The 13,527-nt window shown below is 47.4% G+C and carries 12 protein-coding genes; 9 read left to right on the forward strand and 3 right to left on the reverse strand.

The annotated features are described in order from the left end of the window. The first annotated feature begins 22 nt into the window (after positions 1-22). Both KJS57_RS01230 and KJS57_RS01235 read left to right on the forward strand, forming a co-directional pair. The gene (locus KJS57_RS01230) at positions 23-898 is read left to right on the forward strand and encodes a GyrI-like domain-containing protein (RefSeq protein ID WP_213653456.1); all 876 of its coding nucleotides are present in this window, start codon (positions 23-25) and stop codon (positions 896-898) included. Between the two features lie 21 nt (positions 899-919). Beyond that, positions 920-1,471 carry a GNAT family N-acetyltransferase gene (locus KJS57_RS01235; protein ID WP_213653457.1) on the forward strand — a complete coding sequence of 184 codons (552 nt, stop codon included), beginning with the start codon at positions 920-922 and terminating at the stop codon, positions 1,469-1,471. Between the two features lie 146 nt (positions 1,472-1,617). On the opposite strand, the gene KJS57_RS01240 is transcribed toward KJS57_RS01235, so the two are convergent. After that, positions 1,618-2,478: a hypothetical protein gene (locus tag KJS57_RS01240; RefSeq protein WP_213653458.1), complete on the reverse strand. Its 861-nt coding sequence runs from the start codon at positions 2,476-2,478 to the stop codon at positions 1,618-1,620. A 206-nt stretch (positions 2,479-2,684) separates the two neighbouring features. On the opposite strand from KJS57_RS01240, the gene KJS57_RS01245 reads away from it, so the two are divergent. From KJS57_RS01245 to KJS57_RS01270, 6 genes are all read left to right on the forward strand, one after another. Continuing rightward, entirely contained in the window at positions 2,685-5,591 is a 2,907-nt protein-coding gene (locus tag KJS57_RS01245; RefSeq protein WP_213653459.1) for a glycoside hydrolase family 3 protein, read from the forward strand. Between the two features lie 139 nt (positions 5,592-5,730). After that, positions 5,731-5,931 carry a hypothetical protein gene (locus KJS57_RS01250; protein WP_213653460.1) on the forward strand — a complete coding sequence of 67 codons (201 nt, stop codon included), beginning with the start codon at positions 5,731-5,733 and terminating at the stop codon, positions 5,929-5,931. A gap of 131 nt (positions 5,932-6,062) precedes the next feature. Beyond that, complete coding sequence (locus KJS57_RS01255; protein WP_213653461.1) at positions 6,063-6,716, forward strand: hypothetical protein; 654 nt, start codon at positions 6,063-6,065, stop codon at positions 6,714-6,716. Between the two features lie 199 nt (positions 6,717-6,915). After that, positions 6,916-8,433 carry a malate dehydrogenase (quinone) gene (gene mqo, locus KJS57_RS01260; protein ID WP_280520349.1) on the forward strand — a complete coding sequence of 506 codons (1,518 nt, stop codon included), beginning with the start codon at positions 6,916-6,918 and terminating at the stop codon, positions 8,431-8,433. A gap of 15 nt (positions 8,434-8,448) precedes the next feature. Then, positions 8,449-8,925 (forward strand): nucleoside deaminase, encoded by a 477-nt coding sequence (locus KJS57_RS01265; RefSeq protein WP_211024784.1) that lies wholly within the window; start codon positions 8,449-8,451, stop codon positions 8,923-8,925. A 1,071-nt stretch (positions 8,926-9,996) separates the two neighbouring features. Beyond that, entirely contained in the window at positions 9,997-11,436 is a 1,440-nt protein-coding gene (locus KJS57_RS01270; protein ID WP_211024786.1) for a S1 family peptidase, read from the forward strand. A 74-nt stretch (positions 11,437-11,510) separates the two neighbouring features. Here KJS57_RS01270 and KJS57_RS01275 read toward each other — a convergent pair whose 3' ends face one another. Continuing rightward, positions 11,511-11,897 carry a DUF3221 domain-containing protein gene (locus KJS57_RS01275; protein ID WP_211024788.1) on the reverse strand — a complete coding sequence of 129 codons (387 nt, stop codon included), beginning with the start codon at positions 11,895-11,897 and terminating at the stop codon, positions 11,511-11,513. Between the two features lie 86 nt (positions 11,898-11,983). Continuing rightward, complete coding sequence (locus KJS57_RS01280) at positions 11,984-12,337, reverse strand: helix-turn-helix domain-containing protein (protein ID WP_213653463.1); 354 nt, start codon at positions 12,335-12,337, stop codon at positions 11,984-11,986. A 185-nt stretch (positions 12,338-12,522) separates the two neighbouring features. Between KJS57_RS01280 and KJS57_RS01285 the strand changes: the two genes are divergently transcribed. Next, the gene (locus KJS57_RS01285) at positions 12,523-13,527 is read left to right on the forward strand and encodes an asparaginase (RefSeq protein WP_211024792.1); all 1,005 of its coding nucleotides are present in this window, start codon (positions 12,523-12,525) and stop codon (positions 13,525-13,527) included.

Raw genomic sequence — 13,527 nt, forward strand, 5'->3', positions numbered from 1 at the left:
TCATTTAGCCAGAGGTGAGAACATGGGTTACACGATCGGACAGTTTGCAGGCCTTCATCTGGTATCTAAAAAAACACTAAGGTACTACAAGGACATCGGTCTTCTGGAACCGGCCGGCACGGATCCGGTCAGCGGATATGCCATCTATGAAGACGACCAGCGCGAACGCATGCAGCGCATCCAGTATCTTCGCAGGCTTCGCTTCTCCCTTGAGGAAATCCGTACACTACTACGGAGCGAACCTGAGTCGTGGATAGGTCCTGTACAAGCGCAACTGGCGGTAATTCAATCGGAGGGGCGTCTCCTGCAAGCCATCGAGCATGAACTTCTTACCCTTCAAGGACGAATCCGCGAAGGAAAAGAGCCTTACACATCTATGGCAGTCACAACGGAATACAAAGTGGATACCTTCGAACTTAACGAGCCTATTCATATCATTGGGAGAGCTACGCGCGTGCCTTACAGCAAGCACGAGGAGAAGCAGGTTTTGATCAACCATTTGATCGGGACATTCTTTGGTAATGACGAGCCGGAATTAATTCCAAATCGTGCGCTGCCCGCCGTTAGTTTCGGACTTGTGTGCGAATGCGAAAAGGACATGAGTATGGGGACTTACATGATGGGTGTACAGGTTACAAGCCTGGACGGAATACCCGAAGGCATGCGCAGCTTCACTCTGCCCGCTGGACTTTACGCGCGGGTCACTTTCCAAGCACACGACAGGGAGGCACTTACTGACAGCGCACTGGAAGGTGCATATGATTATTTGTATAAGTGGCTGACAGAATCCGGTTATACGATGGCCGAGATGCTGGCTGCGGAGGTCTATATGGAGGATCGCATGGAAGTGCCGGTAAATCCCGAAATGGAGCTTTGGCAATGGATAGCACAGAGATAGGGTAGAAAGGGGGAGTTAGTTTTGCTTATAAATGAATATTTTAAAAGCGAGCGGCTGTTTTACCGACCTTTCCAAATGGAAGATTTACAAACCTATGTAGAGATGTGTAATGAGAATTCTCGAAGACGATGGTTTTACTTTCAAGAACCGGATTGTCTAACTACTGAATTTTGGACAAAAGAATTTGAAAATAACATAGCAACATGGTCAAAGAAGGTTGATATACTTCAGAACAGATTTGGTTGTGGCCTGGCTATTTCACTGAAAGAAACCGGCAATCTGATTGGCTTTGTTGGTCTTACGAAATTTCATGGGCCGGATGATGAGCTTAAAGATATTGAAATAGGATATCATATCGGAGAAGCCTATCAAGGTAGAGGGTACGGAACTGAAGCAACCAAGGCGGCAGTTGAATGGGGGTTGGCTGAATTACGTACACTTGGTTCGGAGCCTAAGATCATAGGTAAAGCAGAACACGCAAATTGGCCTTCTCGCCGAGTGCTAGAGAAAGCGGGGTTCCGTTTTGTCCTTGCGGAACAGTACTTAAGTGTATATGAGATTGTAGCCCAATAGCCATTTTCTGAAATACATGAAATCGCCGTATTGCAAGAAGCCTAGCCATGTAACTTCCACGACTAGGTTTCCTTTTTGGCACATATTAAGGATAGCACAGTGTTTCGCATTATTTTGATAGCTGCAATGATTTATGATCAGATCGGCTACTTCGCTCCCAATCTTCTAAGAAAAGTCCCTAAGCTGTCTTCCAGGAACCCCATATTTTCAAGTCCTTCATTTGCTATGATATCCCTGATCTCTTTGGCGAACTCAGTCAAGCCGGCCGTGGAAGCATTGCCGAATCTGCTTTCGTCGATGCCTTGCTTCATCTCCTCAAGCAATTTGGCCGATCCCTCTCTGTACTCCTTCACCCAATCCTCACGAGTCGACACTTTTCTGGCGAAAGACTGGAGGATATGATTCCAATCTTCTTTTCCGTTCACAATCGCTTCTTGTAGCTTGTTCAATGTTTCGGGTTCGAACTTACGCATCATATCGGTCAAGTCTATGTAATCGTCCGGTGCCCCAACGGGTCTTTGCGAGGGTGTTACGTAATGAACTTCATTCGTTTCAGGATCAACGGTTCTTGTTTTGGAGATCGCCCCGATTAACGTCATCGTATCCATAAATTCTGCCGCTTCGTTCTCTTTCATGTAATTTTTCGCTATATACTCCGCTTGGGTAAGCCCCAGCTCTAGTAAAGCTGTTCTTGTCTCTTCGCCGGTTATGTCGTTAATGAAATTGGATTGAATGATGCCGTACACCGCTTCCTTCACCTCAGATGGCTGATTTTGCAGCACCCGATTCAGAGAATCATTGATTTGAGCGGTTCCAAAATACTTTAATGAATGATCCACGATATCCGATGCCGCTAACTGCCGTGCTGCCGGACTGATTTCCAAGGTATCGATCTCATGGGACAGCCCCTGAATATTGCCTTCGACCAGGGTCGGCGATTTATCGGAGCGCTGTTTCAAATGTTCATATAAATTTAAGCCGTATTGCGTCGAACTACCAATTTTCATAGAATCCTACACCTTTCCATTATTAGTAAGTCGAATTACTTCCTATATCTGATGTATCGGAATATTATTCCAAATCTTTAATGCTCGCTAATTTCAATTACCCCATCCCTAAATGTCTATGAAAACGCCTCTAATTTGTCGGGTAGCCGGAGGGGTCAATCTTAGGTAGAATGACGCGTAAGGGACTGACACTAAGGAGGTTCAATATGTCTACAACTAACAATTTTCCATTTCAGAACACTTCCCTTCCGCTGGAGGAACGAGTAAACGACCTGGTTTCCCGCTTCACGCTGGAAGAAAAAGTGGGGCTCATGATTCAATATCAAACCGCTGTAGAACGCCTTGGCGTGAAAGCGTATAAGCATGGCACGGAAGCGGCTCATGGCATGGCCTGGCTTGGCGAAGCCACGGGATATCCGCAGCCGATCGGCCTTGGATGTACCTGGGACACCGATTTGATGCAGAGAATTGGCAGCGCGATCGGTGATGAGGCCAGAGGTTTTTATAAAAGAAATCCGGAGATTAACGGCCTGACGCTTTGGGCGCCAACCGTGGATATGGAACGTGACCCGCGCTGGGGCCGGACCGAAGAGGCTTACGGCGAAGATCCGGTGCTGGCGGGCAAGCTGGCAGCAGCGCTCGTTAAGGGAATTCAGGGTGATCATCCGAAATATTTGAAAGCGGTTGCTACGCTAAAGCATTTCATTGCGAACAATAATGAAGTGGGCCGCGGCGACCAATCGGTCAGCATCGACCCACGGAATATGCGCGAGTATTATTTAAAAGCGTTCGAAATTCCGTTCAAAGAAGGCGGCGCCCAGTCCATGATGACGGCGTATAACGCAGTGAATGGCGTGCCTGCCAACCTGTTGCCTGAAGTGGGAGAGATCGTTAAGAAAGAATGGGGCATGGACGGCTTTGTCGTCAGCGACGCTTTCGACGTATCCGGTACGGTGCGTGACCACGGTTACCTGGAGACGCACAAGGAGGCGGTTGCCCGTTCGGTGAAGGAAGGCGGCATCGACAGCATCACTGACGATGGCGAACTGATCAAGCAGGCGTTGCGCGAAGCGCTGGAGGAAGGGCTGCTTGCGGAGAGCGACTTGGATGTTGCGCTGCGCAACACGTTCCGCGTCCGTTTCCGCCTCGGCGAGTTCGATCCGGAGGAAGACAATCCGTATGCGGCGATTGACGAGTCGGCGATTCTGCAGCCGGAGCATGCGAAGCTGGCGCGCGAAGCGGCGGGCAAGGCGGCCGTGCTCCTGAAGAATGAAGGCGGCATGCTGCCGCTGCAGGCCGACAAGCTGAAGAAGGTCGCAGTGATCGGGCCGCTTGGCGGAACGGTATACCGCGATTGGTACAGTGGTTCACTTCCTTACGCAATCACGCCGCTGCAAGGCATTCAGGAGAAGCTGGATGCGCATGGCGGCAAAACGGCCTTCTCCGGCGGCACGGATCGCGTCAAACTGAAGGCAAAACGCAATGGACGTTACGTGCAGGTGCAGGACGGCGAGGCGGCTGGTCTGGCTGCAACCGGCGAGGCTTCCGAACAGGCGGCGGTCTTTGAAGTGACCGATTGGGGCTGGAACAGCCATACGATCATCGCAGAATCGAACAGCCGTTACCTGACAACGGATGACCGGATCGTGAAGGCTTCAGCCGATCAAATCTGGGAGTGGTTCACGAAAGAGGTATTCCTCGTTCGTTCTGCGCAAGAGGGAGCAGGCAATGTAACCTTCTCGACCTGGAACGATACGCCGGTAACGGTGAAGGGCGACAGCGGCGAACTGCTCGTCGGAAGCGGCAGCGCGGAGGAAACGGCAAACGAGATCAACGTGGCGGGCGCTGCGTCCGTGGCAGGCGGGGAAGAAGAACGGATTACCGCCGATGTCTTTGAAGTGGAGACGGTGACGGACAAATTCCAGGCCGCGAAGGATGTTGCGGCCGATGCGGATCTGGCCGTCGTATTCGTCGGCAACCATCCGCTGATTAACGGTAAGGAAACGGTCGACCGTCCGGATATTACATTGCCGGCATCCCAAGAACAACTGATCAAAGAGGTTCTCTCCGTGAACCCGAACACGGTTGTGGTCGTGGTGGGCAGTTACCCGTATGCTTTGAACTGGGCGGATGAGCATGTACCGGCCATCGTATATACCACGCATGCCGGCCAGGAGCTGGGACATGCCGTAGCCGACGTCCTCTTTGGGGACGTGAACCCGGCTGGACGCCTGAATATGACCTGGTACAAATCGGTCGATCAGTTGCCGGAGTTTATGGACTACGACGTCATTAAGGGCGGAAGAACCTACCGGTATTTTGAAGGCGAAGCGCTGTATCCGTTCGGATACGGGCTGTCCTATAGCTCTTTCCGCTATGACGGTCTAAGCCTGGATAAGAAGAAGGTTTCCGCAGAGCAAGATCGCGAAATCGGCCTTACGATTACCGTGACCAATACCGGAGACCGTCCGGGCGAAGAAGTGGTTCAGCTCTACGGGCATGCGGAGCAGTCCCGCGTGAAGCGTCCGCTGAAGCAGCTGCTTGCGTTCCGCCGGGTGCTACTGCAACCGGGAGAGTCGGCAGACGTGAGCTTTACTTTGCCGCTGTCCGAGATAGCTATGTGGGACGTTACCCGCGAACGCTTCTGTATCGAGAACGGCACGTATACCTTCATGGCAGGGGCCTCGTCGGCGAACTTGCCGGTGAGTGCGGATCTTGAGGTGCAAGGAGAGACCATCCCGCCGCGTGACCTGACGCAGCCGGTGAAGGCGATCAACTATGACGCCTACGAAGGCGTCCTGATCGGCGAATGCCGGGAAGGCGGCAGCGCCGCCGAGGTGTCGGGGCAATCCGGCTGGATTGCCTTTGAAGACGCCGAGTTTGGCGCAGGCGCGAACACGGTGAAGCTGCGCGCTGCCAGTCAGACGGCGGGCTCCATTGAGATTCGGCTGCAGAGTCCGGACGGTCCGCTTGCGGGCCGGGCCGAGCTGAAAGCCGGCGGAGCGCAGGAATGGCGGGATTACACCGCTGAAGTGAGCGGTGTAAACGGACGCCAGGACGTATACCTCGTTCTGAATGGCAAAGCATCGCTAAGCACAGTTCAATTTTCATAGACAATATTCGAAAAAGAGTCCCTTTAAAGGGCTCTTTTTTTGTTTTGGGACAAGAAGAGGATGGAATCGCATTCCAAGCTGTTGTATCCTAAAGTTTGGAAGTAATAACAAGACTGGGAAGGGGATTGGAGCAACTGGAGTGAAAAAACGTCTGGTCTTCACGGACCTCAATTTTTACAACCACTGGGAGCGAATCGAAAACGTAAGTGCCTTGGGGGACTATGTGTATTACTGGTTGGAAGGCCGCGTCTATGCGGTCAAAAAAGATGGAGCCGGGCGAAAAGAAATTCAATATTTATCAAATGCGGGCGGAGCCCCTGTCATTTATAAGGATAAATAGAAGACATGTTGCCCATTTCGGCACCGGCTTATCGCCGGTGCCTTTCTGCATTACGACTTGATACTCTTTTGCAATGAATAAGCTTCTAACTATTTAAATTGGGGTTATTATCCACGTAAGGAGGGATCGTTTTGGATACGTTCATCTATGGAATAGTAACGGTGCTGTACATTCTATTGCTCGGGTATGGGGTTGTCCTATGGAGAAAAGATGCCAAGCGTGGGCCCCGCTATTTCCTGTTTTTAGTGACGGCGGCGCTGGTATGGGATAATGGCGTAATGGCCGCCGGTAATTGGATTGGTGAGGGAGAACTGCTTAAGGGGTTGAATCTGGCGCGTTTTTGGCTGCATGCCTTTTGCACACCGTTACTCGTAGTCGTTGCGTTCGATTTGATACGAAGGGCTGGAAGCCCGTGGGCGCGGAGTACGGTTGTCCAATGGGGGGCCTGGATTGTGACGGCAGCACTTATCATTATGCAATTGGTGACAGAGACCATCGGACTAAAAATGAAACCGGTACAGGAATTCGGCGCCTTGCGTTATGTTCCGGCCGGTGAGCACTCGGGGCCCCCTATTATGATCATTATTATTACGGTCTTTTTATTTGTGGCAGGTATTATATTGTGGAAGCGCAAGATCACGTCCGTTTTGTTCTGGGGAACTTTGCTGATGGTAGCCGGAACGGCCATCCCAATTCCGATTGACAGTAAAGCGACGACGAATGTATTCGAGCTTGTGCTCATTGCCTCTTTGTGGATTTCAATGCGAAGATTGTTGCCTCGCTAAGAATAAATCATCTCTGAAAGCTATTGCGCAATGGCAAGAAGACGGGGGTTCCCTTTTGGGAGACCCCTTTTCCGCTTTAAGCTTCCAATCCCTCTCAATTTTATCCGATTAGCTTCTAACTATTAAAATTTATGCTATAATTTTTTATAAAATCGTTAGGCTGCAATGACAAGTAGTGGTGCAAATTTTAAATAGAAGGATGTTAAAAATGAGCCACATGGAAAATAAAAGGGAAAGTGATGTTATTCTTATTGGTGCCGGCATCATGAGCGCGACTTTGGGGACGATTCTGAAGGAATTGGCGCCGGATTGGAAAATGACCGTGTTTGAGAAGCTCGACAAAGCAGGCGAGGAAAGCTCGAACGAGTGGAACAATGCAGGAACCGGACATGCAGCTCTGTGCGAGTTGAATTACACCGTAGAAAAGCCGGATGGCTCAGTAGATATTAGCAAAGCGGTGCAAATTAATGAACAGTTTCAGGTGTCCAGACAGTTTTGGTCTTATCTTGTAAGCCAAGATTTGATCCGCAATCCGCAGGATTTTATTATGCCTTTACCCCACATGAGCTTAGTGCAAGGGGAGAATAATGTATCCTTTTTAAGAAGAAGATTTGAAGCGCTTACGAAGAGTCCTTTGTTTCAGGGCATGGAATTTTCGGACGATTCAAATAAGCTGAAGGAATGGATTCCGCTCATTATGCAGGACCGTGCAGCGAATGTACCGATTGCGGCCACGAAGATCGACTCCGGCACGGACGTCAACTTTGGCGCTTTAACGCGTATGTTATTTGACCACTTGAACAATAAACATGTCGACATCAAATACAAACATATGGTGAGTGATATTAAGCGGACCAAAGACGGCTTATGGAGACTGAAAGTGCGTAATGATCAAGGTCAGCTTGAATATCATACAGCGAAATTCGTCTTTATCGGCGGCGGCGGGGGAAGTCTGTCGTTGCTGCAAAAAACGGGCATTCCCGAAAGCAAGCATATCGGGGGCTTCCCGGTAAGCGGTCTTTTCCTGGTATGCAACAATCCGGAGATCGTAGAGCAGCATCATGCCAAAGTATACGGCAAAGCGGCTGTCGGTGCCCCGCCTATGTCTGTTCCGCATCTGGATACCCGATATATCGATAACAAAAAATCGTTATTGTTCGGGCCTTTTGCCGGATTTTCGCCAAAATTTCTGAAAACGGGATCCAATTTGGACTTGGTTAGTTCCGTGAAATTGAATAATGTTCTTACGATGTTAGCGGCAGGCGTAAAAAGTGTTGCGCTAACCAGATACTTGATTCAACAAGTGATGTTATCGAAGGAAAAGCGGATCGCAGAGTTAAGGGAGTTCGTTCCGAACGCCAAGAGCGAGGATTGGGATATCGTGGTTGCGGGCCAACGCGTGCAGGTTATCAAAGATACGATTACCGGAGGCAAAGGGACGCTTCAATTCGGTACGGAGGTGGTCAGTGCCGCGGACGGCTCGGTTGCTGCATTGCTCGGCGCTTCTCCGGGTGCGTCCACTGCCGTTCACGTCATGCTGGAAGTCATCCGGAAATGCTTCCCGCAGCATCTCAAAGCCTGGGAGCCGAAGATCAAGGAAATGATCCCTTCGTATGGCGTATCCCTGGCGGAAAACCCGAAACTGTTCCACGAGCTTCAAGCTTCTACGGCACTTACGCTTGGTTTGGCGGATAAGAGCCGCGTCAACGTTAATTAATCGGGAGGGTTATCCATGATCAATGAGATCGATATGAAATATCTGCGCCGGTGCGTAGAACTTGCCAAGACTGCACTGGAGGCAGGGGATGAGCCCTTCGGTTCGATCCTGGTCTCTGCGGACGGAGATGTCCTGATGGAAGATCACAACCATGTAGCCGGTGGCGATCATACTCAGCATCCGGAATTTGCATTGGCCCGTTGGGCGGCCAACAACATGACGGTGGAAGAGCGGGCACAGGCGACGGTATATACCTCGGGAGAGCATTGTCCGATGTGCGCGGCGGCCCACGGCTGGGTTGGTTTAGGACGGATTGTTTATGCAAGCTCGTCCGAACAGCTGGCGCAATGGTTGAGTGAAATGGGGGTTCCCGCGTCGCGCGTTCGGAATCTTCCGATTCAGGATGTCATTCGCGATGCTGACCTTGCCGGCCCGGTTCCCGAACTGGCAGAGCAGGTACGGGAGCTTCACCGTCAGTTACATGCAAAGTAACGGCGAAACCGCCGCTCTTTTTTATGGCCTGAAATGAGGAGGGGAGGTTGGGGAATACTTAGAAACATAGCGGTGATTACCCCGGGCAGGCTTTGGTAGTCTTCCGAAACAGTACTATTCGGATGGCCTGCATTAACCAAACCGTTCAGCAAGTGGCAGGGGTGATCGGGATCGTGGTTATATTCTCCATATTTTCAACAAAACAGGGCAGCAAACTTAGCCGTTTTGCAAACGAGTCAACACAAGCAGTAGCTTTGGGATCTACTTTAGTTTTAAAATCGGATTAGTGTTGTCTGTTGCTAACTTAATCTTGTCCTTATTCATCAAAAAGCCGAGTCACCAATAAATGCTGGTTTGAATAAAGCGTTCGGAACTATCACGTTCTGAGCGCTTGTTTTGTTTTCAATTTATTCGGAAGTGCAAAACTCTATCCGGTGAAAGTCCAATCTTAGGAAAAAGCAAGTCCCATACATGAAAACTATATCGTGTATCCGACTAGCCAATACCTGTCTAAGCCAACATTTTGTAAGTGATTACTTTATAGGCCAAAGAGATAAAGTGAGCGTTCTGCAGGAAGGGAGTTATGACTTCATCTATGTATGTACTACTTACGGTGATTAACCAGGGGATCTATTTTGCTTATAAATACAAAAATACTTCTAAATGACTGTTTCTTGCTTGGTGAACAAGGTTAATTCCATTTTAAGGAACTTTTAAATAATACTGGTTATCTTGGGCGGGCTTTTTATAGACATAGAGTTACACACTTGTACCAATTGACTTGCCATATTTTCATTAAGTTATAAGTTTTCCCGTGCTTCTAACCTCTACTTAAGTTATCTACCACCTTTTGCTCTGAGCGGCGGCTTTGAAGGAACGTTTCCTAGTCCATCCATTACCCTAAGGTAAAGTCCTGAACAAAAGGAAGTAATTAAGATTTTACTCAATTATATTGAAAGTACAAAATTTTTATTTTAAAGGGGGTGGTAATTCTTGAAAAGTACTAAGGAATAAGTTCACCATGGGCAACTATACTTCATTTCTACTATATAAAAAGGGAGAGGGTAAACATTGATTAAAAAGGGTTGGAAATCGGCAGGTGTACTTTTTGTGTCTGTACTTTTTCTTTCAATAACTATTTTCTTTGCTACTGGGTCAGCTTATGGTAATAGCGACAAGCAAGTCACACTACCAGATTTCTACAACGCTAATATTCTTTCTGAGGAAGAGATCAATCGTCAACTTGAATTTAGCGAGGAGGTTATTCGAAAGCATAAGAGATATCGTGAAGCTAACAACTTGGATTCTTCTGATGAGGCTATAAAGAATGCTCTAACCTCTACGAATGCGCGGGAGACTATAACTAAATACAGTATTGCCCTTACAGAGGAAGAAGAAAAGTACATTCAAGAGAGAGATGGGCTTATGGAGAAGTATGGGAAACTAATTTCAAGTATGATGAAAGAAAATGGTGTTACTGTTTTCAAAGGTCCAAATAATGAGATTACTGAAAGATACAGCAATGTTGGGACCTTCTATCAAGAGAAAGCTAATGGTTTGAAATTTGTAGTGAGTTTTTCCATACAAAGTGAACAGACAGATCAAATTAGAAAAGCTATTGAGGAAATAGTACCCCCAGAATATTTGGAGTTCAGAGATGTAGACTTCTCAGAAGCAGAGTTGGTGAAGGCATATGAAGACATCACAACAGAAAGTAAAGAGCTAAGTATCACCTTAGAGAATGTAATAGTGGACATTAAGAATAATATCGTAGAGGTTCAGGTTGAAGATAAGATGAATGCAAACCGGATTTCGATAAACTCACTAAAGTTTTCCTCCCCAGGAATTTATAAATTTGAAATTGGTAAGTCTAATGAGCAGCCTGAAGCGAGAACAACTAAACTGGATACCATGGTTGGAGGTTTGTTAATTGCTGACAGTGCAAGTAATTCTACTAATAGCTTAGGTTATTGTTCTATAGGTACATCAGCAAAGAAGAATGGTGATAGGTTCATTATTACGGCAGGCCATTGTTTGGAGTCATGGTCAAGTAATATATATCAAGGTGGGGAGAAGGTTGGAACAGAGCATTATCAGTATGACGGTGATTACGCCGATGTAGGAGTAATTAAAGTAACTGCAAATAAGAAAATTTCAAATTACGTATATAAATATTCTTGGACTGATGGAAAGGTGACATCCTATCAGTCTAATGTAAGCTCGCTTGATATAGGAGACAATGTTTGTTTATCAGGGGCAACCACAGGTTTTAGTTGTGGGGAAATTACAGCGCTGAATGCCAACTCATCTGGTAATATTGGGTTTATACAGACTGATATAGATTCTGCTGGAGGAGATAGTGGGGGGACTTATTGGTATAATAATGTACTAATAGGTATTCATACTGCAGGAGAAGTAAGTGGAACACCTTTTACGAGATTTACTCATATTGCAAATGCAATAGCATATGGTGGCGCTTGGACACCATTTACATCCAATACAGCAGAGTAATATTTTCAGTAGCTCCAATGTAAAATAAAGCGGCAAATTCAATGTTAGAATTTGCCGCTTTATTTATGATGTCATTATGAGATTAGCTCGATTTTCTTGGCAATGCGAGTAGGAGGCATAGTGTCTAATTGTTCATTTTCGCTGCTATAGCGAATTTTAGAGCCAATTTTCAACTCATCTCTTTGAAGTTGTTCTTCAGGAATTTTGCTTATGTCCAGCCAAATCAAGCTTGCATCGTTAGTGCGCAAGATATCCTCAATTGAATGTTGGGTAAGTTCATTTAAGTTGCTTTTTTGTACGTCCGTAGTAAGTAGTAATTTTTGTCGTCCTTCGTGTATTCCTAATATAATTGCTTCGAGGGTAACTTCTTCCGGAGCATGCTCAATTTTATTTATAGTAGTATTACTACCGCATCCAGTAATCAATAAAATGGAAATTAAAGTTAATACAATATACTTCAATCTTCACACCTCCTTAGCAATCAAGACGAATATGTTGGTCAAAAGGTTGCAACTCAACACAGATCGCCTTTCAGGTATAAGGAGGGTTACACCCCTTGATGACCGCTTTCCATCTGAAGCATTCTTTTCATCCTCACAAAAGCCACGAACTCTATCATTTCATCGGCGGATAAAGGTTCCCCGTCAACCGAGATCCCCGGCTCCGGGCGGGTGAGGAGTTCCGTTAATTCCGCGGCGGCTTGTTCCTCTTCCGTTCTTCCGAGAATATAATCTACTGTAGTCTCAAATAAATCGGCCATTTGCAGCAGCGATTGAAGCGAAGGCTCACGGTACCCGGTTTCGTATCCGGCGTAAGTGCTTTTTGCAATTCCGAGTTGGTCGGCGGTCTCTTGCAAGGACCATTTTCTCTTTTTCCTTAACTCCGATAAATGTTCTAGCATGCTCTCAAACTCCATGATTTAAAATTTTGGCATCATTATCATAGCATAGGCTTGATAGGCTAGACCAGAAAAAGTGCGCGAAACGAGTACATTATCTTGATTTCCTCAAAATAAAATCTATAATTACTAGTATAAATACGCGTTTTGCGGAAGTTGATCATTATCCCGTAATGGAGAGGTTGCGAATGAAAAATATATTATTACTGGCTACGGGTGGAACCATTGCATCGGTGGAAGGAAACGAAGGACTTGTGCCGGGGCTGTCGGTCGAGGAGTTGCTTGACTACTTACCCGAGCTGTCCAGCGGCCTCCATATTGACGGAAAAATCTTAATGAACCAGGATAGTACCAATCTTCAGCCCGAAGATTGGGTAACTATTGCTGAGGCGGTTTATAAATATTATGACGACTACGACGGATTTGTTATCACCCATGGGACGGATACGCTTGCTTATACCTCGTCGGCGCTATCTTATATGCTCCAGGGATTGGATAAGCCGGTCGTCCTTACCGGCTCGCAGGTTCCGATCAGCTTCCAGAAAACCGATGCACGGAAAAATGTCTCCGACGCTCTCCGCTTCGCTTCCGAAGAGATCGGCGGGGTGTATATCGTATTTGACGGAAGGGTGATTCTCGGGACCCGGGCAGTCAAAATGCGGACCAAAAGCTATGATGCATTTGAGAGCATTAATCATCCTTATGTCGCCTATATAAATAAGAATGAGGTTAAATACCAATGGAAGCCTGCGAAGGCTGAAGCGCCTTTCTCCCTGAATACGAACCTGTGCAGCGATGTGTTTCTGATGAAGTTGTACCCGGGCATGAAGCCGGAGATATTCGATTGTCTGAAAGGGTTGTATAAAGGAGTTATCATCGAGAGCTTTGGAAACGGCGGCTTGCCTTTTGCAGGGAGAAATCTGCTCCCGAAGGTTCAGGAACTGACGGAAATGGGAATGGCTGTCGTCATCACGACACAGTGCCTGGAAGAAGGAGAAGACTTGCTTCTGTATGAGGTGGGGCACAAGGTAGCGCAATACGACGTGATTCTATCCGGCGATATGAATACGGAGGCGCTTGTTGCCAAATTGATGTGGGCGCTTGGACAAAGCGAGAGCTTGGAAGAGGTCAAGGGAATCGTTGAAACACCGATTGCGGGAGATTTAACAATTCATTCGGAAAAAGAGGACTAA

It is taken from the genome of Paenibacillus vini (genome assembly GCF_018403325.1).
GTDB classification, from domain to species: Bacteria; Bacillota; Bacilli; order Paenibacillales; family Paenibacillaceae; genus Fontibacillus; species Fontibacillus vini.